This is a genomic window from Nocardia sp. NPDC003963 (assembly GCF_053605105.1).
In genome coordinates this window covers 1-22946 of record NZ_JBSGIP010000027.1, presented here as the reverse complement: position 1 = coordinate 22946, position 22946 = coordinate 1, and the positions used below count along the sequence as shown (strand labels likewise).

At 65.1% G+C, this 22946-nt stretch carries 21 protein-coding genes and 5 pseudogenes; 15 read left to right on the top strand and 11 right to left on the bottom strand.

All coding sequences use genetic code 11. The features are described from left to right. Positions 1–512: 512 nt before the first annotated feature. Together eccE and eccA are read right to left on the bottom strand one after the other, a co-directional pair. Positions 513–2183: a type VII secretion protein EccE gene (gene eccE / locus ACWEWT_RS28045; RefSeq protein ID WP_452563369.1), complete on the bottom strand. Its 1671-nt coding sequence runs from the start codon at positions 2181–2183 to the stop codon at positions 513–515. A 333-nt stretch (positions 2184–2516) separates the two neighbouring features. Continuing rightward, a complete protein-coding gene (eccA, locus tag ACWEWT_RS28040; RefSeq protein WP_452563367.1) occupies positions 2517–4355 on the bottom strand; it encodes a type VII secretion AAA-ATPase EccA in 1839 nt (612 codons plus the stop codon). A gap of 446 nt (positions 4356–4801) precedes the next feature. Here eccA and ACWEWT_RS28035 point away from each other — a divergent pair, with 446 nt between their 5' ends. Genes ACWEWT_RS28035 through ACWEWT_RS28025 form a run of 3 tightly spaced genes read left to right on the top strand, consistent with a single transcriptional unit; the run spans position 4802 to position 6539 of the window. Next, the gene (locus tag ACWEWT_RS28035; RefSeq protein ID WP_452563365.1) at positions 4802–5113 is read left to right on the top strand and encodes a hypothetical protein; all 312 of its coding nucleotides are present in this window, start codon (positions 4802–4804) and stop codon (positions 5111–5113) included. Next, entirely contained in the window at positions 5110–6378 is a 1269-nt protein-coding gene (locus tag ACWEWT_RS28030) for a hypothetical protein (RefSeq protein WP_452563363.1), read from the top strand. Before ACWEWT_RS28035 ends, ACWEWT_RS28030 begins: the two co-directional genes overlap by 4 nt. 11 nt (positions 6379–6389) lie before the next feature. Next, entirely contained in the window at positions 6390–6539 is a 150-nt protein-coding gene (locus tag ACWEWT_RS28025) for a hypothetical protein (protein WP_452563429.1), read from the top strand. Here the strand turns inward: ACWEWT_RS28025 and ACWEWT_RS28020 are convergent. Next, a pseudogene (locus ACWEWT_RS28020) lies at positions 6512–7204 on the bottom strand (IS5 family transposase); the annotation flags it as partial. The gene ACWEWT_RS28025 and the pseudogene ACWEWT_RS28020 overlap by 28 nt on opposite strands. A gap of 125 nt (positions 7205–7329) precedes the next feature. Here ACWEWT_RS28020 and ACWEWT_RS28015 point away from each other — a divergent pair. After that, on the top strand, positions 7330–8235 hold the full coding sequence (locus tag ACWEWT_RS28015) for an SDR family NAD(P)-dependent oxidoreductase (RefSeq protein WP_452563361.1): 906 nt from the start codon (positions 7330–7332) through the stop codon (positions 8233–8235). Positions 8236–9193: 958 nt separating this feature from the next. Here ACWEWT_RS28015 and ACWEWT_RS28010 read toward each other — a convergent pair. The 4 genes and pseudogenes from ACWEWT_RS28010 to ACWEWT_RS27995 all read right to left on the bottom strand — a co-directional run. After that, entirely contained in the window at positions 9194–9439 is a 246-nt protein-coding gene (locus ACWEWT_RS28010; RefSeq protein ID WP_452563360.1) for an SbtR family transcriptional regulator, read from the bottom strand. Positions 9440–9602: 163 nt separating this feature from the next. Further along, positions 9603–9803, bottom strand: a pseudogene (locus ACWEWT_RS28005) (hypothetical protein); the annotation flags it as partial. Beyond that, positions 9784–10392: a LysR family substrate-binding domain-containing protein gene (locus ACWEWT_RS28000; RefSeq protein ID WP_452563423.1), complete on the bottom strand. Its 609-nt coding sequence runs from the start codon at positions 10390–10392 to the stop codon at positions 9784–9786. The gene ACWEWT_RS28000 and the pseudogene ACWEWT_RS28005, both read right to left, overlap by 20 nt. A gap of 168 nt (positions 10393–10560) precedes the next feature. After that, a pseudogene (locus ACWEWT_RS27995) lies at positions 10561–10686 on the bottom strand (LysR family transcriptional regulator); the annotation flags it as partial. A 77-nt stretch (positions 10687–10763) separates the two neighbouring features. On the opposite strand from ACWEWT_RS27995, the gene ACWEWT_RS27990 reads away from it, so the two are divergent. The 6 genes and pseudogenes from ACWEWT_RS27990 (at position 10764) to ACWEWT_RS27965 (ending at position 16869) form a co-directional block, all read left to right on the top strand. Beyond that, positions 10764–12089 carry a lactonase family protein gene (locus ACWEWT_RS27990; protein ID WP_452563359.1) on the top strand — a complete coding sequence of 442 codons (1326 nt, stop codon included), beginning with the start codon at positions 10764–10766 and terminating at the stop codon, positions 12087–12089. Positions 12090–12687: 598 nt separating this feature from the next. Further along, positions 12688–12912 (top strand): hypothetical protein, encoded by a 225-nt coding sequence (locus ACWEWT_RS27985; RefSeq protein WP_452563357.1) that lies wholly within the window; start codon positions 12688–12690, stop codon positions 12910–12912. 204 nt (positions 12913–13116) lie between these two features. Beyond that, positions 13117–14271, top strand: coding sequence for a cytochrome P450 (locus ACWEWT_RS27980; protein WP_452563355.1), 1155 nt, complete (start codon positions 13117–13119; stop codon positions 14269–14271). 481 nt (positions 14272–14752) lie between these two features. Continuing rightward, positions 14753–15040, top strand: coding sequence for a hypothetical protein (locus ACWEWT_RS27975; RefSeq protein ID WP_452563353.1), 288 nt, complete (start codon positions 14753–14755; stop codon positions 15038–15040). Further along, on the top strand, positions 15037–15729 hold the full coding sequence (locus ACWEWT_RS27970; RefSeq protein ID WP_452563351.1) for a TetR/AcrR family transcriptional regulator: 693 nt from the start codon (positions 15037–15039) through the stop codon (positions 15727–15729). Before ACWEWT_RS27975 ends, ACWEWT_RS27970 begins: the two co-directional genes overlap by 4 nt. Before the next feature lie 509 nt (positions 15730–16238). Then, positions 16239–16869, top strand: a pseudogene (locus ACWEWT_RS27965) (DsbA family protein). A gap of 63 nt (positions 16870–16932) precedes the next feature. Here ACWEWT_RS27965 and ACWEWT_RS27960 read toward each other — a convergent pair. Further along, positions 16933–17526 (bottom strand): TetR/AcrR family transcriptional regulator, encoded by a 594-nt coding sequence (locus tag ACWEWT_RS27960; RefSeq protein WP_452563350.1) that lies wholly within the window; start codon positions 17524–17526, stop codon positions 16933–16935. An 89-nt stretch (positions 17527–17615) separates the two neighbouring features. On the opposite strand from ACWEWT_RS27960, the gene ACWEWT_RS27955 reads away from it, so the two are divergent. Both ACWEWT_RS27955 and ACWEWT_RS27950 read left to right on the top strand, forming a co-directional pair. Beyond that, on the top strand, positions 17616–17753 hold the full coding sequence (locus ACWEWT_RS27955) for an SDR family NAD(P)-dependent oxidoreductase (protein ID WP_452563349.1): 138 nt from the start codon (positions 17616–17618) through the stop codon (positions 17751–17753). A gap of 68 nt (positions 17754–17821) precedes the next feature. Continuing rightward, positions 17822–18157 carry a hypothetical protein gene (locus tag ACWEWT_RS27950; RefSeq protein ID WP_452563347.1) on the top strand — a complete coding sequence of 112 codons (336 nt, stop codon included), beginning with the start codon at positions 17822–17824 and terminating at the stop codon, positions 18155–18157. 287 nt (positions 18158–18444) lie between these two features. Here the strand turns inward: ACWEWT_RS27950 and ACWEWT_RS27945 are convergent, their stop codons facing one another. Next, a complete protein-coding gene (locus ACWEWT_RS27945) occupies positions 18445–19068 on the bottom strand; it encodes a recombinase family protein (RefSeq protein WP_452563345.1) in 624 nt (207 codons plus the stop codon). Between the two features lie 292 nt (positions 19069–19360). On the opposite strand from ACWEWT_RS27945, the gene ACWEWT_RS27940 reads away from it, so the two are divergent. From ACWEWT_RS27940 to ACWEWT_RS27930, 3 genes are all read left to right on the top strand, one after another. Beyond that, the gene (locus ACWEWT_RS27940) at positions 19361–20578 is read left to right on the top strand and encodes a serine hydrolase domain-containing protein (protein ID WP_452563344.1); all 1218 of its coding nucleotides are present in this window, start codon (positions 19361–19363) and stop codon (positions 20576–20578) included. Positions 20579–20865: 287 nt separating this feature from the next. Further along, positions 20866–21657 carry a CPBP family intramembrane glutamic endopeptidase gene (locus tag ACWEWT_RS27935; protein ID WP_452563343.1) on the top strand — a complete coding sequence of 264 codons (792 nt, stop codon included), beginning with the start codon at positions 20866–20868 and terminating at the stop codon, positions 21655–21657. Between the two features lie 114 nt (positions 21658–21771). Beyond that, positions 21772–22557 (top strand): MerR family transcriptional regulator, encoded by a 786-nt coding sequence (locus ACWEWT_RS27930; protein ID WP_452563341.1) that lies wholly within the window; start codon positions 21772–21774, stop codon positions 22555–22557. A gap of 126 nt (positions 22558–22683) precedes the next feature. Here the strand turns inward: ACWEWT_RS27930 and ACWEWT_RS27925 are convergent, their stop codons facing one another. Further along, positions 22684–22821, bottom strand: coding sequence for a hypothetical protein (locus tag ACWEWT_RS27925; protein ID WP_452563427.1), 138 nt, complete (start codon positions 22819–22821; stop codon positions 22684–22686). A gap of 34 nt (positions 22822–22855) precedes the next feature. After that, positions 22856–22946 (bottom strand): annotated as a pseudogene (locus ACWEWT_RS27920) (IS5/IS1182 family transposase); the annotation flags it as partial.

Below are 22946 nucleotides of genomic sequence, written 5' to 3'. Positions count from 1 at the left end.
AAATCCCGGATCGGATCCGACCCCCTGCGGGGCCCCGCATCCAGTGCGCCCATCACCCGGTTTCATTATCGGACTCCTGTGTTCACTACGGTTTCAGCCAGGTCTGTGGCTCGACTTCGGACTCGACCGCATCAGTGAGCTCGGATGGGTCTCGTTGCCACTCAATGGTTTCCGCACACAGACGGGTGAGTGGGCTTTGCCCTGTCGTCTCCACCAGAACTCCGCCGCCACGAGTGTTTGCTGGAACCGAAATCACCTGCTGAACCTTCCTCCACTCACCATTCCAGGACCATGACGATCGACCCTTGCGGGATAGGCGCCGTCAGAAACAGTAAGTCCTTGACCACATACGGCCCACTGCGATCGACCGTTCTTCACAAGGTCCTCATACAGTTGTCGCTCTCACCCCGCAGCGAGAACAGTCCAAGACCGATCATGATGATCCCAGCCATCCGAGGATGATCAGCTCTCCCCACACCCGCCTCTTCGTCCGAGCACACCACCCAGCCGGATCAGCGAGCGGCGAGTGATTCGCCGATGTAATGCATTTCCTCCCGGGTCGTCACCATGTTCACCGTCGTCGTCACGGCCGGCGTGCGAACCGTGATGCGGTTGAGGGTGGCGGGATCCTGGATCAGCGAAACGTCCGCGTCGACCGTGCCCGGCGGTTCGTGGGGTTGCCGCACATGCACGATGGTCGCGCCACCGGTATGGGACACCGGTGGGACCCCGTCGAACACCAGCACTGTGGTGCTCGGGTACGGCGCCGTGGGTAACGGCGGCGGCCCCGGCGGGTGATAACTGGCACCCGCGGCTCGGGGGGCGATGGTGAGGATCTGCGGGGTATCGACAGTGCGGACCATCGTCTGCCATGCCTCCGGCCGCGCGGTGTGCACGATCACGTGTGCACCGAGGCCGGTGGCGCGCAGGATCACCTGCTGTGCCAGGTCCAGGGTGCCGATCACCTCCAGCTGGCGGGTGCCCTCGCCGATCAACGGTACAGCGATTCCCTGGCCCCGGTCGTCGGCGCCGATGAGCTGCCCACACCCCGCGGTGGGAACGGTGAACTCGGTCAGCGCGGCCAGGGTGCCGCGGTAGGCCACATCACGCCCCCAGCGCCCGGTGAAGCCGACCGGTAGCGTATCGAGCAGGATGCGCAGCTGATTTCCGTAGAGTTCGCGCAGGCCCTCCAGCGGGGGCTTCTCGGGCGGCTCGACCGTATCGAAGCGGACCACGGCATTGAGGACCACGGCATCGGCCAGTTCGGTATGGGGATCGTCCCGGTTGATACCGGGCCGCAACCGCAGCGTCACGGTGGTCGACAGGCTGGGCACCGCCCAGATGTCGGCCAGCCCGCGTGGCCCCACCATATCGGCATCGATCTGGTACAGCGCCAGATACCGGCCCTGGGATTCCAGCCATTTCGGTGGTTCGGTGAGCTGGTCCACCGCGAAACCGTGGGTGAGTTCGCGGACGGCAGTGTTCATCTCGGTCGCGGTGAGCACGGAGGCGGCGATATCGTGCGCCGCCAGCCGGTTCGCCACTCGCCGGGTCACGATGATGGCCGCACGCAGCGCACCCGCCCCGCCGCCCCCGCGGTTGTCGACGGCCTCGGCATTGGCCAGGGGATCCAACCGCAGCACCAGCCAGCACGTTCGGTGGGCGATGGCCGGCAGAGGCCCGAGTACCCGGTCGTAGAGGTGTGCGGCGATTCCGGTGCCCGCGGTCCGTGCACCGGTGCTCACCACATCGATACCGGCCAGGGTCAGATCGAATTGATATAGGCAGCGGGCGATCTCGGGAAGCGGCAACAGTTGCTCGGTAGTGAGCGATCCCGGCCGCAGCAGGGTCAGTGTGTCCGGCGGAGGATCTATCCGCAGCATGGTCAGCAGCAGATCCCCGTCCCAGCGCACCCCGTATCCGCCGCCCTCGGGTAGCGGCACGTCGAAGGCCGCGGCCTGTTCCAGCCGCTCAGCGGGAATGTTCCCGCGCCGGCCGAGTATCCCGCCGATACGGGTGATCATTGCCCGGCCGCCGATGGGGGCGAGACCGATGAGGCCGGTGACGATCCCGGCACCGAGCGAATACCAGACCGAGTTGCCGATGGCGAGCACGATCCAGGCGATCGTCGCCGCGGCGAGAACGCCGGGAACAACAATTCGAAGTGGAAATATACGGAACAACCAGAATTCGGGGTCCCGTAAAGTGTCATAAGCCGACCGGGCGGGCGTTGGAGCATCCTCGAAGTCCCGAGGATCCGCGCCCGGGGTGTCGGGCGGTAGTGTACTCGTCGTATCATTCACGGTTCTTGTCCTTCTCGATAGCACGCTCATCGGCTACACCGGAATTTCATCGGTGATGGCCGGTCCGATTCTCGGACGGTGCTGCAATTCGTGTGCAAGAGATATCAGGGTCTGCTGATTCGTCGCCGAAACCCTCAACCGATTCGGCCTTCCCGGTCGGAGTACAGCGACGGTACGAAATCCGCCACAAGGGTGCTCATCGATACCGGCACATCAAGCGGGAACGGATCCGCCGATCCCCAGCGAGTCCAGGATCGTGGCCAGCGCGAGCCGCATATCGGGTTCCTCGATGCGACGCAGCACCGCCTCGTCGATATCGGTGAGGTCCAGGTTCTCGTCGTTGGCCAGCCGGAACTCGCGTTCCTCCTCGGCCGCCTCGATGACATTGCGGATGAACCGGCCGTTACCGGCGAGGTCCACGCCCCGGCGCGGCTGTCCGCTCTGATCGGTACTCTCCATCGCGTACAACCGGTCGCATGCCCCGATCAGCACCTTCAGTGCCTCCTCGGACAGATCGGAATCGCGTTTCATCGCGATCACCTCACCGATCCGGCCGAGTTCGGTTGCGCTGTAGGACGGGAACTGCAGGCGTTTGGCGAATCGAGAGGCCAAGCCGTCGTTGGCGGCGAGGAGCCGGTCGATCTCGCCGTCGTAGCCGGCGATGATGACCACCAGGCGATCCCGGTCGTTCTCCATCCGCGCGAGCAGCGTATCCACCGCTTCGCGGCCGAACGCGTCACCACCGGAGAGACCTGTCTGGATGAGGGTGTAGGCCTCGTCGATGAACAGCACACCGTCCATCGCGCCGTCGATCAGCTTATCGGTCTTGATTGCCGTGCTGCCCAGATGCTCGCCGACGAAATCCGCACGTTTCGCCTCGACCATTTTCTCGGTCTGCAGCAGACCGAGACCGCAGTAGATCTTGGCCACCACCCGGGCGATGGTGGTCTTACCGGTACCGGGTGGCCCGGTGAAGGCGAGGTGCTGGCCGCGGGGCACACTGGCCATCCCCTTCTCGGCACGGATCCTGGCGAGTTGCGCGGTCGACTGCAGTTTGGCGACCTGGGTTTTCACCGACACCAGGCCGATCTGCGAATCCAGCTCCGCGCGTGCTTCGGCCAGCGTTTCCTTGGCCCGGTCCTGCACTTCGGCCCGGTTCATCTGCTCCATCGTGGGTGAAGAGGCCGGGTCCCATTTATCTGTGCGGGCGGCGATCACATCGCGGCTGGTGACGGTTATCCGGAAGGTGCGATCGCGCATGGCCGAAGCATTCGCCTCGAAATCCGGTGCCTGGGAGTACACCTTCTCGAACAGGGCCTGTGCCTCGTCCTCGTTACCGGTTTCGCGCAGGCACAGGCCGCGGCAGAACATGGCGGTGGACCGGGCGGCAGGGATCGGACCCTGTTCGGCGGCCTGCATCCGGCGGATCGATTCGGCGAACAAACCCAGTTGGGCACAGGCCGTTCCGACCATCACATGCGCGCCGGCGACGAGGTAGGGATCGTCCCATTCCGCCGAACCGGCGAGGACGGACATGACATCGGGCCAGCGCTGGGCGGTGTAGTGCAACACCGCGCGCACATACGCGGCGATCCGGTTGTCGGCGTCGCGTTCGGTTTCGCCCAGCTCGCCCCTGCGGTATTCGTCCAGCTGGTCCAGGGTGCGCTCCGCTTCGTCGAAGTCATTGTCCGCCATGAGCTGCGCGGCCCAGGCGAGGGATATCTCGGTGCGGCTCGACAGCGGGTAGTCGATGTAGAGGCCGGGCTGGAAGCGGCCCGCCAGTTCCCGCGGCCGCAGACCCACCCGGTGTTGTTCCCGATACAGCGTGCTGTCACAGGTCTTCTGCAGGTTGAACAGCACATCCTTGGTCAATTCGCCGGCGGCCGCCCGGCCCAGCCAGGCGTCGCACATACCGGGATCCCATTCGGTGGCGCGCTGGAACGCCAGCTTGGCGTACTCGAGGTCGCGGGCGGACTCCTGACCCTCGATGGACAATCCGAGCGACAGAACCCCGGCGTCGAATGCGCGTTGAGCTTGGCGGTTGCCGGTCATTGCAGGCGCTCCCCGAATTCTTGTATAGGCGTAGAGAGAACGAATATCTGGATACCAGACTACCGATCGCGCGCGCCTCGGTGGCTCAACATATTTGTGTGCAGCGGCCGTTCACATAACTTCTGACGGCGTGTTCGGATGTGATACCGCATTCTCGACGAACGGTCTTTTAACACCCCACAGCCCCACCGATCCTTGCAATTCAGGCATTTTCAGTATTCCTTCACATTAGCGCAATCGCCACGCAGCTGTTCGCTAGCAGTCATACGACAACCGGCCATCCCCCTCCATACTGAGACTTTCCTGAAGCACCTGCGTACGCTGGTGATCCCAGATGGTTGTCTTGCCTAGTGTCGGAAGTTGTTGCTTCACAACCCCTGCGAGCAATCGAGAATGTCGGCATTCGTCAGCGGGGAAGCACCCTGTCGCAGACGAGGAGAGTTTCGATGGACAAGATCGTTGCCGATTACGACGTCATCCATGGTTTCGGCGCATCGTGCGCTCAGGCCGCCAATGATGTTGTAGCCGTGGCCGCGACCGATCAGGCAGCTGTCATGGCGGCCACCATTCCGGTGTTCGGGCTCATCGGGCAGGACTTCCTGATGGCGCTCGCATACACGCAGGCCAACAATCTGCTGTCGGTCGCCGAACTTGCTCATGTGTACGGCACGATGGGTATGGCGGCAGAGGATGCCACCGCGGCGCACGTCCTCAACGAGGAGATCGGCGTACGGGCCTTCGCATCGGTCGACCGATGAACGCGCAGCCGGATCAGTCTGTGCTGGATCTCCTCCAGCGCAGCGCGATCGGACCGGCCCTGGACCGCCCGGTGGAGGATGTTCTGATGCAGATGGGCCTTCCCGGACTGCCCGATCTGTCGATGTTGCCGTCGGCGCCGGAGTTGCCGCCACTGCCGGCTCTCGACCTTTCCCTCCTGGCCAAGCCGCTTACGGATCTTGCCGCCACATTCGGTACCGGACAGCTACCCGCCACCCAACCAGAGGTCGATCCGGCTCAGGTCTTCAACCAGGCATCATCAGTGGTGCAGACCGCACTCACCCTCGGATCATCCTCTCTGCAAGCGGCGCTGGCGCTCTGGCAGGGCATAGGAGCGACGGCTGCAGCGGACAAGAACGCCCAGGCCGCGACCGACGGAGCGGCGATATCCGCCCAGAGCGCCGAGACTTCGGCGCAGGTCACCTCGGCTTCCGAGAGTGTATTCCGGGGCGGGACGGCCATGTCGATCATCATCGGACGGTATTTGACGTCGCTGACCGCCGCCGCACCACTCCTCGTCACACCCGCGGGCCAGACGTTCGTCCTTGCGTTGTCGGCCGAAGCGCTCGCGGAAGCAACCGCCGTGGTCGCGGAAACGCGTGGCGAACTGGCGGTGCACAGCGCAGCCATGACACAGACCGGACAGAAAGTGCCGGTCACCAACGCGGCCTCGGGGACCGACTGCACGCAGTTGATCGCACAAGTACTGGGAATGGTAGCCCCGCTCACCGGAACGGCTGCGAGTGCCGCACAGGCTATCAGCGAGACCCTGCATTCGCGCGAAGAGGAAGACGAAGACGCCGTAGACAGGGAGGAAGTCACGCGGTCTGCACCGGTCGGATCCATCGCCAGCGGCGCACCGCTCGGGGCTGGTGCGATAGCGGCCGCTCCGCGACACATGGGGACGTTCGGGGGTGTCCCCGCAGTAGGAGCGTTGGGCTCGGCTGGAGCGAATCCGAACGTGGGAGACAGCGCCGGTCGAACCTCCTCGGCAGCCGTGCGCACCGCAGCCAGTTCTCCAATGACCGGCCCCGGCTTCGTGCCGATGTCCGGAGCCGCGGGTATGGCCGGTCGCGCCGCTGGGGAGGAGACGGCCGACGGGCTGCGAGGTCTGCTGATAAGTAGTCATCACGGCGACGAGGTCGTAGGAAGTATCGCCAGGGTATCGCTGCCCGTGGTCGGCTCCGCCGAACATATTTCGGAACCATCGGACGCCGCTCCGCCGGATAAAGCGCTCACCCTCTGAACGAAGGAGTCATGGAATTCGATCCGGAGAAGGCCCATGCTGCCCTGGCAGATCTGGAAGCCCTCGTCACACGCCTCGAAGAGGAAGTACGACGGTATTCCCCCGCGACCCGAGTAGCGCCCGCCGGCCATGCGATCGTGCGCTCGCTCTTCCACCGATGACGGCCCAGCTTCGTGGGATCCTCGATCCCGCGTCGAGCGATCCGCGGGTACGATCCTGCGGGCACGCAGCCAGCGGCGATGGATGTCGTAGTTGTAGCCTTTGTCGGCGCGCAGTTTCGCAGGTTTCCCGCGGCGTGGGCCTCGCCTCGAGCGGATCCGCGGAATCCGTTCGACCGTGGGTTGTAGCATCACCGAGTCGTGAGCGTTGGCGGCCGTGACGCCGGTGACCAGCGGGATTCCGTTCGCATCGGAGATGATGTGAGGTTTCGATCCCTTCTTTCCGCGATCGACAGGACTGCGGCCGGTCAGCGATCCCCCTCTTTCGCCCGTATGGACGCTGCGTCCAGGATTGCCGCACTCCAGTCGAGGTCGCCGACGGCCCCGAGCCGGTCGAGTATCTCGCGGTGCAGTGCGTCGAACACCCCGTCATCGGCCCACACCATGAACCGTCGATGCGCGGTCGGGAGGCTCACCCCGAAAGATGGTGGCAGGTGCCGCCATGCGCAGCCGCTGGTCAACACGAATACGACCGCTGTGAACACGGCGCGTTCGTCCACCGGCGAAGTCCCGCCGCCCTGCGGTCTGGGACTGAACCCCGGAAGCAGCGGTTTCACGATGTCCCACAACGCATCCGGAACCAGTCGCTGAACAAGCCTGTCGACCACGGGTCACATCATGCCGGACAACGAGTTACACCCACGTAAGACGCCCCGTAAGCCCAGCACCTGGTTGACACCGTCAACCGGGGCGGTTAGGTTGACGGTGTCAACCTAACGTGCTGGGAGCGGATATGGAACACATCGGAACAGCGGTCGTTACCGGGGCAACGGGCGGTATCGGCGAAGCGATCACCCGAGCACTCGCCGCCGCGGGATCGACGGTGATCATGGTCGGTCGGGACGCTGGCCGGATGACTGGTGCGCAGGAGCGGATCCGCGCCGCTATACCCGGTGCCGCGCTGCGCCCGACGCTCGCCGACCTCTCGCTGGTTGCAGATGTCCGCGCACTCGCCGACGAACTGCGCGGTACACCACTGGACATCGTGGTCAGCAATGCGGCCGTGATCACCGATATCGGCGACCATACACCCGAGGGCATCCAGCGCATGCTCGCGACGAATCATCTGGCGCCCTACCTGCTGCTGCGCTCGCTAGGCGAATCCCTCGCCGCCGCCGGACGATCCGCTCGCTTCGTAGTGGTCGGCGGCGACCCGGTCGCCCTACGCAGGGCGCCGGTGGACCTGGACGATCTCGGTGCAGCAAAGCTGCGAGTGCCCGGATTGCCGCCCAGTGTCCGTCCATTCCTCTCGTATGCGCGCACCAAGAATATGAACGCGATGTTCGTGCACAGCCTGTCCCGCCGGCTAGCGGGCACCGGTATCACGGTGAACGGCGCCCATCCCGGCGTCATCCCCACCACCCGGCTCGGTGCCGACTCGAACCGTGGTCTGCTGCGGTTCTACACATGGCTCCTGCGGCGGAACCCGCGCCGACCCGGCCCCGAGGTGGGTGCGGATACCCCGGTCTGGCTGGCCACCGCGCCCGAGGTGTCCGGTATCAGTGGCGAGTTCTTCGTCGAACGCAGATCGGTTCCCACAGCCGACCACACGACCGACACCACGCGCTGCGACCGCCTTTGGGAGGAGAGCGCACGTCTGGTGCGGCTCCCGGTCTCACTCGGCGACCTTGGTTCGTGAAGTCCCTGCGGGGGTATATTGTCCAGCACGAGTGCAGGTAGTGGTTGGGCGGCCGCCTCGAGCACGGTGACCCTGGAACTACGCCGTACCGGCGCCGGACAAACGATCTGGCGGGATCCCTTCATCGCCGATGCCTACATCATGGCCGCGCTCGAGTCGGACCGCCCAGCAACGGCCGCACGCCACCGAGTGTCCGGGCCCCCACAGGGGACTCCAGGACAGCTTCTATCCGCCTATCGGCGGTCAACCGTGGCACGCCGCCACCATCACCGACGCCGTACCAATCGTTCTCAGTGAGCACGATTCTGGAGTCGGCCGAGGATACCGAACGACTGGCAGAGCATCTGGTTCGTGCGCCGGAGGTCCGTGTCGTGCGCCTATCCGACGCCACCCACTTCGCCCGGTTGCCGGTATCCAATACTCAGGGGCAAGTCGGTCCGAACTATCGGGGTCGTGCAACGGGCGGTGAGTTCCGCCGAGATCGGGCAGGCGGGGAGGCGTAATGGCCGTCGATGCCGATGCCGATGTGGGTGTGGATGAACACCGACTGCCGCTCGCATCGGTGTCAGGCACCGGATAACCTTGGCCGTGTATGCGTTCCAGGATACGGTCGGTGTGGAATGCGCTCCACAGACCGGTGCAGTTCAGCACCAATTCCGCGGACATCCCGGACACCTGGACAAGGCACCCACGGTCCACACCTCCGAGACCGGATCCGTCGCCGAGTCGCGGTCGGGTCGCCGGATTCGCAATTCGAGTCGAATTGCTCACCGGCGGGCCACGGTTCGGTCACCAAATTCCCCCAGAAGATGGGTCGCCGGCTCCTGCGGCCTCGATCTCGGGTAACCGCACACTGAAGAATGCGCGCGGAGGTGTTCCCCGAGCAGATGCTGACTCCGGCCGCACCAGCAGATACCGAAATCGGGAGATGGTGTCGGACGGTCAGCGCTGTTCACGATCACCTCTTGTCGGTCTCCCTTTCGAGACCGCGCAGCATTATCTGCAAGGTTCGATGACCGACATCCGGACGGTCGGCAGCGTATTCGGAGGCGCGTGCGGCCCCGATCAGCAGCGCATCTATCTCATCGATAGTCATATCTGTCCGAATGCACCCGGACGCCTGGGCCCGAACCAACAGCAGCTCGACGACAGCGAGGAGTTCTGCCCGCACCCGGGTGTACTGATCGCTGGCGGCCGCACGCACATCGACGCCATCCTGCGTGAGGGCGTCCGCGAACCGCAAACTTCGCCGATGCCAGCTCCGCACACTCGGTGAAGAACGTAACGAAAGCCTTACCGGCGTCTTCGGCTCGAGAGAGTTGCACCGCCATGGCGGTGAGCTGTTGGAGTCGTGCGATGAACACCGCCTCGATAAGCGCGGCTTTCGTGGGGAAATGTCGGAACACCGTACCCACCGCGACTCCTGCACCGCAGGAGATTGGGCCGGTTCGGGGATGACGTGCTAGCGACAGGAAGTGGCACCAGGGCCCACTCTCGTCCGCACGGTCACCGAATCGATATACGGCGTGACATCGCGTGGTCGCCTGATCATGTGGTCGACCGGACATCGTCGGGCTGGAGGTGGCCGCGGAGGATCTCGAGGAATCGGTGGCTGGTGGGCTCGGGTTCGGTAGGAACCCAAGCCGCTGCCATCGGTACGGCAGGGGCGCGGGCGACGTCGCGGAACAGAACTCCGGGCCGGGTCGATCGAGCGACACCGCGGGTGACGAAGCCGACTCCGGCGCCCGCGGCCACCAGTCCGGCCAGAGTTGTCACGGGGGTGGCCTCCTGCACAATGCGTGGTTCGATGCCGGCGTCGTGGAAGCGGGATATGAGTTTGTCGAACAGTACCGGTCCCACACTGCGGGGCGCGGTGAGCATCGGCTCGTCGGCCAGGTCGGCGAAGGTAATGCTCGGGCATCCGGCGAGCCGGTGACCGGCCGGTATTGCTAGAACCAGCTGTTCGGCGGGCAAGGGCATGGTGCACATATGAGGGCGTTCCAGCGGCGGATGCAATACGCCCAGGTCGATATCGCCGCGGTCGAGCGCTTCTTCCACTGCGGGAGAGTTGATTTCGGCCAGGTCCATCGCGACTTCGGGGTAGCTGCTGCGGTATGCCTGCACTGCCTGCGGCAGTGATGTGTACGAGGCGATCACGGTGAACCCGAGACGGAGTCGGCCGTGCTGACCTCTCGCGGCTCGTTGCGCCGATTCGACGGCGTGTTGTCCACGAGCGAGGGTGGCTCGGGCAGGCGCGAGAAATGCTCGACCGGCAGCGGTGAGCCTGACGCTTCGGCGGTTGCGATCGAGCAGGGGAGCGCCGACGTCTCGTTCGAGGGTTCGAATGCGTTGGCTCAGTGCGGGTTGGCTGAGATGCAGTTCTTCGGCTGCGCGGCCGAAATGCAGGGTTTCGGCTACCCGGAGAAAGCATTCGATCGACCGCAGATCCACGCTGTGATCGTACTTCCTTATCACAGCTGTCGAAATGGCGATTGATCATCGATCACAACACAGCTGAAAATTTCTGTATGAGCGGAATCAGGATCATCTCGGCATGTCTGGCGGTGGCATTGCTTACCGCGTGCGGTGCGCAGGACCGGGAGAGCGGTGGCGTAATGATCGACCGAATCGTCACGATCTCCGACGGCGACTATCTGGCCAGCACCTATGCCGATGGGAACCTCGCATCCGCTGACTCGGGCTACCGCGATTTTCTCAGCATGATCCGCATGAGTAACGGGGAGGTCGAGGTGGAGCATGTGGAAGTTTCCAACTCGGTGACTGCGGCGCCTGAGGTGCTGGCCCTCACACCGGAGGCCGGCACCGCCTTTGTCGCCGAACGGCTGGGGCAACGCCGCCACGGCGACACCCGAGCCGAGCAGTTGCTGCCAGGGAATCGCCTTTTCGCCCTCGCTCTCCCGGACGCCGGCGCGCCCACGACGGTCGACACCGTCACCGTCGCCCCCGCGCCCGAAGCTCTTGCGGTGCATCCAGAAGGAACATATATCGCGGTGGTCTCCAACACACCGGAAGCCGGCCTGCTGCAACTGGTGCCATGGGATGGCTCGAGGTTCGGCGAACCGGTGCGGTACGACCTCGCAACCCTCGGCGTCACCGGTGATAAGAACGGACCGCGTGGCGGCGTACTCGCTACCAATGTGCAGTGGCATCCGAGCGGCCGTGCTCTGGCGGTGAACATCACCACTCAGAACCGGGTGGCGTTCTTCAGCGTCGATATCTCGTCGTCGGGTGCGGTGGCCGTGCGCCCGTGGGGTGTGCCGGTGCGGACCGGCGCCGATCCCTTCGTCGGCCGGTTCACTCCCGACGGCGGATATTATGTGACATCGGATTGGGGCCGGGACCTGAACTCCACCACACTCGCCGAACGCATGCCGTCGACCCGGTCGAAGGTCGGCGTTATCCGGCTCGGCGAACTCGGCACCACGGCCGAACATCGCCACATCGGCTCGGTCGAATCGGATAAATCCGCCGAGGGTTTGGCCATCTCGCCCGACGGCCGTCACATAGCCACGGTCAACATGCGCGGTACCGCCCTTCCACCCTGGAGCGCCGGCCACGACGAGACAGCCTCGGTGAGCCTGCTGCAACTGGACCCCGACAACGGTTCCTTGACGAAGATCGGCGACTACCCCCTCGACGGTGCGTTGCCCGAGGGAGGGACCTTCGACACCTCGGGCGAATACTTCCTGGCCACAGTTTTTCAGGGACATGATGCCAACGGGCCCGGCCCAGGGCTCCAGGTGTTCCGCGTCGGGCCGGACGAATCACCCGGACTGACACCGGTACAACGCATTTCCCTGCCACACGGGGTACATCATGTCGCCGTGGGATAAACCGCAGCCGTTGATGCGACGCGTTCGCCCGGCCGGGTCGGCGAATCTGACACGATCTCCAGTATCTCTCTGCCGCAGAATGATCGACATCGGGGCCGTAGATCGAACGTTCGCGCTACCGGCGGGACGATCGGTGCGGGGTGAGGTCGACGCCACCCCATCAGGGTGTGCACCGCGTGGCCCATGCTGTTGTTCTTCGTGCGCGTGCGCCCCGAACAGTCGGCGCACTCATCTGGTCCGTGGGTCGGACACTGTTCCGAACCGCCGAAAGTTGCGGGTAGATGTATCGCCGACGAGGAGTGAACTGCCGCGTGAAGGACTCACTGTGTCTGTGTCTCCGCTGTATCCAGCTCCACGAGAACGATATTCGTTCTCGTGCACGGCTCGGGCACCCAACTCGTTCATGCGGGCGCCCTGCAATATGAACTGGCAATACTAGGCCGGCGCTCCCAGGCTGTCGGTCTTCCCGGTTACGGTCTCGAAGCGCACTATCCGGCGTCGTATCAGGCATCGCAGGACCTGGCGGCACTCGCCGTCACGGCCTCGGCACCGGCCGAAGTGAGCCCTGAACGACGACGTGGACCGGGTCGCCGAGGCAGTGACCCGGTTGCAAGAGCACGGGCTGGTGATCCTGGTGGGCGCCGGCCTGGGCGCTATGACGATCATCGACACAACCAACCGCCAGCCCGAACTCGTCGACAGGCTCATCTATACCTCGGCCTCGGCATGCACGACACGGCCCGGTCCGGTCGCGGATATGACCGAACCCGAGCTCGCGGACAGTGCGCTACCCGGGCCGGCGGCGTTGAGCACCGGCTGGTGATACGGCCGTTCTCCCGCCACCGGGCACCGATGCGATGCTGTGTGTAGCCTGCCGTTGTCGTCTGTGAGGATGACCAGTGCATCGGGCCGGTAGTCGATCCGTCCGTGCACCTGGGGGTGGGATCAGATCCTTGCCCAGCGGGGCGGCATCGTCGAAATGGTCTCGTGCCGAGGGATTGCGGGCTGGAGCCGAGACGATGACAGGATGCTGAATGTGTTCGGTGGTGACTTTGCGCGCAATCCCTGGCCTGTGCTGAGTGAGTTGCGTGAGAACAACGGCGGTGTGCACCGGGTGGCGACATTGGACGGCCCGGAAGCGTGGCTGGTCACCCGGTATGACGACGTGCGCTCGGGTCTGCTCGATAGTCGCCTGGTGACGAACCTGCAGTACGCCGAAGGCAACGACTACAGAGGCTTCGCCGTTCCGCCGCCCATGGATGTGTTCGCTCGCAGCAGCGCCGAGCAGCTCATGCGCCTACGGCGGTCGGTAACGGCCGAACTGCACCCCGGGCGTGTGAGTGCCCGGGCAGAGCAGGTCGATGCCCTGGTCTCGCCACTTCTGCAGCAGGTCGGAGCGGTTGCCGAGTTCGACTTCGTCGAGCGGATAGCGGTTCCGCTGCCAGCCGCCGTTCTGGAACATCTCCTCGGCCTGTCACCGGCAACAGCCGAGAGACTTCGACGTTGGGCGAAGTCGGCGTTCCGCCCCGACGTCGGTGTCCGAGCTCGGGACACGCTGGAGACAATGCAATCCATCATCGACGGTGCAGCAGACGGGCGAGACTCCGACGGTTCGGTGATCGCACGGCTGGTGCGGACCGATCTGCTGAACAGGGACGAGATCGTCGGACTCCTGTTCTATGTGCTGTTCGTCTGGTACGAAATCCTGGCCGACACGATAGCCGGTTCGGTGGCGGCGTTCTCCGAGGAGCCGGCTCAGCTCGCTGCGTTCCTCGACGTGCCGGACCGGGCAAAGGCAGTCGACGAACTGCTTCGGTTCCTGTCACCGCAAGTGACCGCCAGTCCACGGTTCGCGGTTGAGGACCTCGACATCAACGGTCGCCGGATCCGGGCCGGGCAGACGGTCCTGCTGAGCCTTGCGTCGGCGAACCACGATCCTGCGGTATTCGACGAACCAGACCTTCTCGATGTGGGAAGAACTGCGAATCCCCACCTGGGCTTCGGTTACGGTGCCCACGCTTGCGTCGGGACCGGACTCGTACGTCCGGTCATTGTGGCAGTACTGGCTCGGATATACACGTGCTGGCCCGGTCTGCGGGTCACCGATGAGCCGAGTCGGATTGTATGGCGCAACGGCTTCCGGCACCGCGGACCACTTGCACTGCCAGTCGAAGTGCGATGATACGCGACCATCCAACTGAAGAGCGCCACGCACAATCTGGCGCTACCGGCCCTAGCATGTGGGGTCTACGAGGGCGTGCAATGTCCGGTCGAGCGCCTCGTCCCGGCACCGGACAGTGCACTGGTCCTGCCTCGCCGATGCCGGCCGCCACGGCACCTTCGGGCCTTGCGGCCGCCGCTGCCGTGGGCGGTGCATCGTGTTCTGAGATTCGGGCGCGATCAGGACCCGTGCGGCCATTCGTGTCGGTGGTCTCGACTCGGCTAACGCGGTTAGCCGTTATCGGGCTAACGGCGTTAGCCGAATCGAAGGAGGGATGGCCGTGTCGACGACTGTCGCCGAGAGCCCGACCCATCGGCAGCGGGATAGGATAACCGGGTGTACCCGAAGTCGTCTCGGGCGCACGCTGCTCTGGCCGGCGGCAATCGGTGCGGCAGCGGCAGCGGCGAGCTCAGTGGGCGGGGTGGCGGCTGCGGAGCCGGCGGTGAAGGTGGTCGAGACCTGGCGGGCGTACGGCTACGTGGTCTTCGCCGGTCTGTTCGTGCTTCTGACACTGCGGCCCAACGATTACCGAGGTGTCTGGGAACTCGTCATCCTCCACAAGGTGGCGCTTACCGTGACCGCGCTCGTCTACAGCCGAAACGGCGCAGTCGAGGGCGCCGGAGCGATCCTTGCCTGGGACGGCGGGCTGTCGGTCGTCCTGCTCGTCACCTACCCGCTCTGCCGCGGTTGGGTGTCGGTATCGGCCCGGACGCCTGGTGGCCGCGAATGAGCCAGCGCGAGGAGATCGTCGATGTGGCCGAGCGGTTGCTCGAGCGGGATGGTCCGAACGGGGTCACCATGCGCCGGGTGGCCGAGCAGTTGGGCATCCGGGCGCCGTCGCTTTACAAGCATGTGTCGAGCAAGGTCGATATCGAGACGGCGTTGCAGCAGCGGGCGCTGCAACGCCTCGCCGCCGCGCTGGAACCGGCCGAAGATCTACCGGCTCTCGCGGCGCCCTATCGCCGGTGGGCGCTGGAACACCCCAGGCTGTACGAGTTCGCTGCCCGCACGCCGCTGGCCCGGGAACGGATCGCGCCGGGGGTCGAAGTCGCCGCGGCCGCACCGCTGCTGCAGATGATGAACGGCGACCAGGTCGTGGCCCGGGCGTTGTGGGGTATCGCGCACGGGCTGGTGGATCTCGAACTGGCGAACCGGTTCCCGGCCCACGCGGACCTGGATGCAGTGTGGGCGCGCGGTGGCTGCGTTCCACTCGTTCTGAACCCGCCTCGGCCCTTCCTCAGCGCTCGACCGGGCGCGGGCCCGCACCGAGGCGATATAGAAGATAGGGCCCCGCGTCCTCGACACGGCCAGGAATACTGTGAAACTCTTCGCCCCACCGACCGTTCTCACCGCCCCTCTCGGCCGCCTCCTGCTGACGAGCGCGTCGGCGGCAGCAGCATCAGTAATACCCTCAGATAGCACGGTCACCGTGAAACTGACCCAAGCCGAGGCCGCAGCGATCACCGCAATGAATCCGACCCGGCCCCGGGTGCGCTGCCGCCCACCTTCACTCCGCGCGCCGAACAGCTTTCCGCCGATAGCATCTCCCGGTTCGGCGACCAGGCAGCCCGACCAAACCGGTGGCGGACCCTCCCGGTGCCACTTTCTCCGACAAGCGGATGGCCTACGACCGGGCCGAGATGCCTGTGTCCACATGGGCACGCCAGACTGCTGCAGCCAACAAGGGCTATCAGCCCTGCGATCAGGGCAATAACGATTCCGAAGGTTGGCCGGTCCCAAATTCCGTCCACCAGCCGCCGCACACTTCGTCCCGCCGGCACAAAGCCACCCTGCGTACACAAGAATCTGCGTTCACCCGAAATTGGACAATCGGCATGGGATCGGTGCCGTGTGCGGCATGTTATCCGATTTGTCCACTTTTCCGGTTTCGTGACGCCATGACCGCTCCAGCGTGATCTTCGCGAAAACTGCGGACCTTGGCCGCCCTCACCGCCGCCCTCGCCGTGCTGATCACCGCTGCGGTGATCACAGCAGCCCACAGCAGCGACGACAGGGCCGCCCAAGGCGACCCCGGAACTGCCCCGGCCTCCGTGGTGCGACCCGACAGCCACCGGCTCTCAACCGCTCCCGATGGGCGAGTGACCTTCGTCGAATTCCTCGACTTCGAATGCGAAGCCTGCCGGGCGGCCTATCCCACCGTCGAGAAACTTCGCGAAGAATACGGCGATCGAGTCACCTTCGTCGTGCGCTACTTCCCCACCCCCTCGCACTTCAACGCCGCACGGGCCGTGGAGGCCCCCGCCCAACAAGGGCGCCTCGAGCAGATGTACCAGCATGTGCGAAACGCAAGCCGGATGGGGCGAACAACGCGCCCCTCTCGACAACGTCTTCCGCGAATCCGCAGCCGACCTCGGCTTGGACATGGCAGCCTACGACGCCACCTACAGCGACCCAACTACCCTCGCCCGAGTGCAGGCCGACTTCACCGACGGCATCGGCCTGGGCGTACAGGGCACCCCGACCTTCTTCGTCAACAACGATATGATCGGCGCCGACAGATACGACGACCTCGACGCCGCACTCGGCGCAGAACACTAGTTGCAGATTCTTCGCGAGCCATCAAGGCAGGCACGAGTGAACTCCGTTACACGCAATGCCCGTTTATCCTGCCCGTTCATTCGGTCGCGGCTGTGGGCGGAGATAGGCCAAGATGTCATTGACCAAGTCGGTGGGATCCGTGCTGCCTTTGCCGTCGGCGGCGAGATGGCCTGCGGCGGCAAGGTCCGCGGCACCGTGGGCGAGAGCGCGGAGCAGGGCGGCGAGGCGAACGGGGTCGCCGGTCGGAAGGTACCCGGCGGCCTGAACGCGGGCGACGAGGTCGGTCAGCGCGGCCTGCGCAACGTCGGCGGCCTCGGCGAGTTCGGGAGCATCGATACTCCAGCCGCCGAATACCAGCCGGAAGCGGGCCGGATGTGTCACGGCCCAGGCGATGTAGGAATGCAGAACATCGCGCAGCGCATCGACCGAAGTCGATCGGGTACGGGACAGCTCGGCGAGCTCGGCGACCCGTTCGGTCAACTCGCGCGCAGCGATGGCGGCGAGCAGCGCCTCCTTGCTGGCGAAATGTTTGTAGGGCGCATTGTGCGATACTCCCGCGCCGATCCCGACCTCACGCAGCGTCACCGCCTCGGCGCCACCGCAGTCGAGCAGTCGCATCGCCGAAGCGAGTAGCGCTGAGCGAGTGTTCGCGGTCATGCAGCGATAGTAGCGGGCGGTGGACGGTGTCAACCAAACCCGGCTAGGTTGACAATTGTCAATGAAGGCCGGGTTCGGTGGGAGCGAACATGGAACACAATGAAACGGCGGTCGCGACCGGGGCGACGGGCGGTATCGGCGAAGCGATCGCCCGCGCGCCCGCGACCGAGGGGATGACGGTGATCATGGTCGGGCGCGACAGTGGACGGATGGCCGCGGCGCGGTAGCAGATCCGCGGCGCGGTGCCGGAGGCCGACCTGGCGCCCGGCCGTGGCCGACCTCTCGCTGGTGGCAGATGTTCCCTACCCTCGCCGACAAACCGCGCGGCACACCATTGCATGCGGTGATCAGCAATGCGGCGGTAATCACCGATTTGGATGATCGCACCGCCGAGGGCGTTCAGCGGATGCTCGCGACCAACCATCTTGCGCCCTACCTACTACTGCGATCCTTGGGCGAATCACTCGCCGCCGCCGGCAGGTCCGCCGGGTTCGTGGTGGTCGGCGCCGACCCGGACGGGCTACGCAGGACGCCGGTGGATCTGAACGATCTCGGCGCGGGGAAATGCAGGCTCCCGGGATGCCGTCGAGTTTTCGTCTGTTCCTCTTGTATGCGCGCACCAAGAACATGAACGCGATGTCCGTCTACGGTCCGGCCCTCCGGTTGGCGGGCACCGGCATCACCATGAACGGTGCCCATCCTGGCGTCATACCGCCCACCCACCTCAGCGAAGGCTCCAACCGGGACCAGCCGCGGTTGTTGCGGATCAATCCACGGAAACCCGGCCCCGAGGTGGGCGCGGACACTCCGGACCACCTTTGCGGGGTTTCGGTAGTAATCGCGCGAAAAACAACGAAGTTGTCTTGACCAGCGGCGATGGCTGGGTTCGGGGTGCCGGGTAGGTGGGTGCCGTGGCTGCTATGCCCGGGGTGCAGTGCCGCTGATGATGCGGTGGATGGTGGAGCGGCCGACACTGTATTCCTGGGCGAGGTCGGCCAGGCTCGCGTTGTCGTCGGGGTCGCGGTAGCGGCGGTGGATCGTTTCCCGTGCTGCCAAAGGCAATTTCGGCTGTTTGCCCTTGAGGCGGCCTTTTGCGCGGGCGTTGGCCATGCCCTCGCGGGTGCGCAGGTGGTTGAGGTTGGCCTCGAATTCGGCGACCATGGCGAGGGTTTGCATGAATAGCTTGCCGAACGGGTCGGCCCAGTCGTAGGTCTGGCTGCCGAGCCCGAACAGGACATCTTGTTCGCGCAGGCTGGTGAGGATCTCTCCGGCCTCGGCCATGTTGCGCGCGAACCGGTCGAACTTCGTCGTGGTCAGCACAACCCGGCGGTCCGTGACCGCTGCGGCAGCGGAGGTGACTGCGGTGAGCGCGTTGTCGAGACCAGTGCGGTTGCGGTTGCGGCGGGTGGCGCCGGAGAATCCTTTGTCGATGAAGATCCACTCGCGTGGCACTGCGAGGGCGATCAGCTGGTCGGTTTGGATCTCGACGTCTTGTTCGTCGGTGGAGCAGCGCACGTATCCGACGCGGCAGGGCTCGATCACCGTCCGATCGTTCCATATGACAGGGGATCACCGGAACAGTTCGCGGAACACCTCTACGGAACACCGTGACCAGGGCCTGAGTTCTGGGGCTGTACTGTTCCGTTGAGCGATCGCCTTACGGAACACCATCAGGCCCGCGCGAGATTCAACTGTCACCCGAATCTGTGCCGAGCTCGCCAGAATGCTGCCGTGAGATGTATCACAGTTGAGGTTGACCCTGAGTCAGGGTGGAGGCTCGTCGCATCGGCGCAACGCCGACCTGGCCGTAACCTATCCGAAGGAGTCAACCGCCATGTCCATCAACATTTCCGGCCAAGACGAGCACACGGCATCTCTCGATGCCACCGGGGTGGCCACCGCGCACAGTGGGGCTGTGTCGGCGGCTGCCGCCGGGCCGGATCGCCCGGAGCTGCAGAAGGCGATCGAGGAGATCGTCGACTCCGGTGCGACCGGGATTACGCTGCGCATACACGATGAGCAGGGCGAGTGGGTCGGCAGCGCCGGCGTCGCCGAGCTGGGCGGGACCGCAAAGCCGCCGGTCGACGGGCATATCCGGATCGGCAGTAACACCAAAACCTTCACCGCGACCGTGGTGCTGCAGTTGGTGGCCGAGGGCAGGATCGGGCTCGATACCCCGGTGGCGGGCTATCTGCCCGAGTTCGGGCTGGACGAGCGAATCACGGTGCGGATGCTGTTGCAGCACACCAGCGGGGTGTTCAACTTCACCGGCGAGGTCTACGCCGACGGGACAGTCGCGCACGGGATCCCCATACCCTTCGGCACCACAGGCAAAGAGTGGGTGGACAACCGGTTCAAGACCTACCGGCCGCAGGATCTGGTGGAGTTGGCGTTGTCCAGGCCGGCGCGGTTCGAGCCGGGCACGGGCTGGAGCTATTCCAACACCAACTACGTGCTGGCCCGGTTGCTGATCGAGAAGGTCACCGGCCGCTCGCTCGTCGAGGAGATGCAGCGGCGGATTCTGAGGCCGCTCGGACTGTCGGGCACCGTCGTGCCCGACACCTCACCGGAGATCCTCGAGCCGCACGCCCACGCCTACTACCAGTACGAGGACGCCGGCCGGCAGAAGACGACCGACATCACCCGCTACAACCCCTCCTGGGTCTGCACCGGCGGTGACATGATCTCGACCACCCAAGACCTGCACACCTTCATCGCCGCCCTGAACAGTGGCGAGCTCCTGTCGGCCGAGCTGCTGGCCCAAATGCGCACACCGCACCCGACGGGCATCCAGAACATGGACTACGGCCTGGGAGTGTTCGTGGTGACCACGGACTGCGGAGGCACCGTCATCTCCCACAACGGCGGCACCGTGGGCTCCGCGGCGCTGATGTACAGCACGCCTGACGGCGGCAAGACGCTGACCGCAGCGCTGAACTATGTGGACGACGCCGACTTGTCCAGGGCAACAGCGTTCCAGAACGCCCAGCAAAGGCTCGTCAACGAAGTGTTCTGCGGCGGGTCGGCCGATTCGGCTCAGTCGGCGGACTGAACGCCTGTGGCCCGTATGCCTCGGATTCGACCCCTTCCGGTCATACCTCGAGAACGCGAACCGGGGCCGCACCATCCCCGGCGCTTGCCCGCGGAACCCGCTCAGCGCCCGGACCTTGGGCATCGGCACCTGGGACAGTCGGCAGACCATCGTCACGAACACGAACGGTGACTTCAGCAACCGGTCGGGATCTCGTCGATGTCCTGGCTGCCGAGTTCTGCCCGGCTGTGGGCACATTCCGACTTATTTCAGCTACCCGTTCACGAACCGTATGAGGAATTCTTGTCATGCGCGCCTGCGAAGACACGCGACCGAACGGCATAGCCGAGCGGCTGCTGGGCGATCGCCACTCCCTACCGCTCTCGGTTGTGCTACATCTTGTCCCCGGCGCCCTGATCGTCGCCGCCTATCTGCTCGTCGGCGAACCGTTCGCGAAGGCCATCGACTATCCGGCCTACATGGGTTGGGTGATCGCCTTGTGCCTGGTCCTGATACCGGTCCAGCTGGGGCTGCTGTGGCTGGGCCGCAAACACAACGGCCGCCTCTCGCTACGCGGCGTGCTGCACTACACCGACAAACCGATCTCGCGTGGGAAGCTTGTGGTGATGGTCATCCCTCTCATCGCGTGGATGATCGTGTTGGGGTTCGCGCTGATGCCGGTGAACAACTTTTTCTTCGAAAACCTCTTCACATGGGTCCCGTACGCGGACACAGGCGGTAGCGGCAACAACACATACCTCGACGGATACTCGCACTCGATCACGCTCACCACGAGGGCGATATGCCTGCCGCTGGCCGGAATCCTTCTACCGCTCATCGAGGAGCTGTACTTCCGCGGATTCCTGCTACCCCGCATCGCCCACCTGGGCAGGTGGGCGCCGGTTGTCAACACCGTCCTGTTCTCGCTGTACCACTTCTGGTCGCCGTGGGCGTTCGTGTCGCGGGTGATCTTCACCTTCCCGGGATTCTGGTTCGCCTGGCGAAACAAGGACATCCGGCTGTCGATCGGGATGCACGTCGGCGTGACCTCGATCATGGCGACGCTACTCACCGTCGCCCTTGCGCTGGACCTCTTCTAGTGGCGCGGTGGTTGGACTGTGCGGCGCCGACATATTGTACGGTCGTCGCGGTGGAAGTCCCGTCGGCCGCGGTGGGCACGGTCGCTGAGCTCGAGCACAAGGCAGGCTGAGCAGATGAGGAACGGAGTCACGATCGGGCGGGCGGCAGCATTCGTCGGCGTCACGGTGAAGACGGTGCGGCACTACCACAAGCTCGGATTGGTCGAGGAGCCCGAACGCGACCGCTCCGGATACCGGCGGTACGGATCGGCAGAGTTGTTGCAATTGGTCCAGGTCCGAACACTGGCCACCGCCGGTCTACCGCTGGCCGAGATCGGGCCTTTGCTCGACGCCGACGCCGAGCAGTTCGCCGCCGCTGTTGCCGCCGCTGAACGGCGGCTCACTGATCAGATCGTGGAACTGATCGCCCGGCGTGACACGCTGCACCGGCTCGCCGACAGCGACCGAGCCCTGCTGCCCGACCGGGCCTGCGCGATCCTGGACCGCATGTCCGCCGTCGGTTTCGGTCCCGACTACGTGGCAGCCCAGCGCGAGGCCCTGGTACTGACCCGAGCACTGGTGCCGGAAGGCTTCGACAGTTTCCTGGCCCAGCTCGAACAGCGGCTCGACGACCCCGCCTACATCGACCTGACCAAACGCGCTGCCGAAGCCGAGACCTGGGGACCCGACGACCCGAGAATCGAAGAACTCGCAGCCGCCATAGCCGAACACTACCTCGCCAACCCCGCATTGCTGGGCAATCCCACCGGCCTGCATATCTGGACCAATGCCTCCACCCAGTACAGGCTGATCAACAACCACCGGCAGGACCGGGCACCGATCTCAGCCCGGCTGACGGCGCTCACCGAGACAAAACTCCGCTCCGCCGGCATCCAGATCCCCAGACCGAACTCCTCCTGACCGCGCCGTGCTCCGGTCCCTCGGCCCCGCGATCGGCCGGCATGCCCATATAAACCGCTGGAACGGCTGCACAGAGCCATGCCGACGTGCCGCTCACGATCAGCACGTGCCCGGGCCGGGCGCCGATCAGACCAGGGTGTCGCGCAAACGTAGCGGCCGGTAGCCGGTGGGGCCGAGCTGGGCGAGCTCGGCGTCGATGTGGACCTCGATGGCGCCGAAGAAATTGATGTTCTCACTGTGCGCCGGGGAGATGTGGGCCAGCACCGCAGCGTCCCTTCCCGCACATACCATTCTGGTCCTCGATCCCACGACGGGCGATACGAGGAACGATCCCGCGAGCACGCAGCCAGCGGCGATGGACGTCGAAGTCGTAGCCCTTATCGGCACGT

What these genes read in the sequence shown, in the direction of transcription:
- eccA (WP_452563367.1), bottom strand. Translation starts at nt 4,355, where the DNA reads ATGACCGGCAACCGCCAAGCTCAACGCGCATTCGACGCCGGGGTTCTG.
- ACWEWT_RS28035 (WP_452563365.1), top strand. Translation starts at nt 4,802, where the DNA reads ATGGACAAGATCGTTGCCGATTACGACGTCATCCATGGTTTCGGCGCA.
- ACWEWT_RS27955 (WP_452563349.1), top strand. Translation starts at nt 17,616, where the DNA reads ATGGAACACAATGAAACGGCGGTCGCGACCGGGGCGACGGGCGGTATC.
- ACWEWT_RS27935 (WP_452563343.1), top strand. Translation starts at nt 20,866, where the DNA reads ATGCGCGCCTGCGAAGACACGCGACCGAACGGCATAGCCGAGCGGCTG.
- ACWEWT_RS27960 (WP_452563350.1), bottom strand. Translation starts at nt 17,526, where the DNA reads ATGACCGCGAACACTCGCTCAGCGCTACTCGCTTCGGCGATGCGACTG.
- ACWEWT_RS27990 (WP_452563359.1), top strand. Translation starts at nt 10,764, where the DNA reads ATGAGCGGAATCAGGATCATCTCGGCATGTCTGGCGGTGGCATTGCTT.
- ACWEWT_RS27940 (WP_452563344.1), top strand. Translation starts at nt 19,361, where the DNA reads ATGTCCATCAACATTTCCGGCCAAGACGAGCACACGGCATCTCTCGAT.
- ACWEWT_RS27930 (WP_452563341.1), top strand. Translation starts at nt 21,772, where the DNA reads ATGAGGAACGGAGTCACGATCGGGCGGGCGGCAGCATTCGTCGGCGTC.
- ACWEWT_RS27950 (WP_452563347.1), top strand. Translation starts at nt 17,822, where the DNA reads ATGTTCCCTACCCTCGCCGACAAACCGCGCGGCACACCATTGCATGCG.
- ACWEWT_RS27970 (WP_452563351.1), top strand. Translation starts at nt 15,037, where the DNA reads ATGAGCCAGCGCGAGGAGATCGTCGATGTGGCCGAGCGGTTGCTCGAG.
- ACWEWT_RS28025 (WP_452563429.1), top strand. Translation starts at nt 6,390, where the DNA reads ATGGAATTCGATCCGGAGAAGGCCCATGCTGCCCTGGCAGATCTGGAA.
- ACWEWT_RS28015 (WP_452563361.1), top strand. Translation starts at nt 7,330, where the DNA reads ATGGAACACATCGGAACAGCGGTCGTTACCGGGGCAACGGGCGGTATC.
- ACWEWT_RS27980 (WP_452563355.1), top strand. Translation starts at nt 13,117, where the DNA reads ATGCTGAATGTGTTCGGTGGTGACTTTGCGCGCAATCCCTGGCCTGTG.
- ACWEWT_RS28030 (WP_452563363.1), top strand. Translation starts at nt 5,110, where the DNA reads ATGAACGCGCAGCCGGATCAGTCTGTGCTGGATCTCCTCCAGCGCAGC.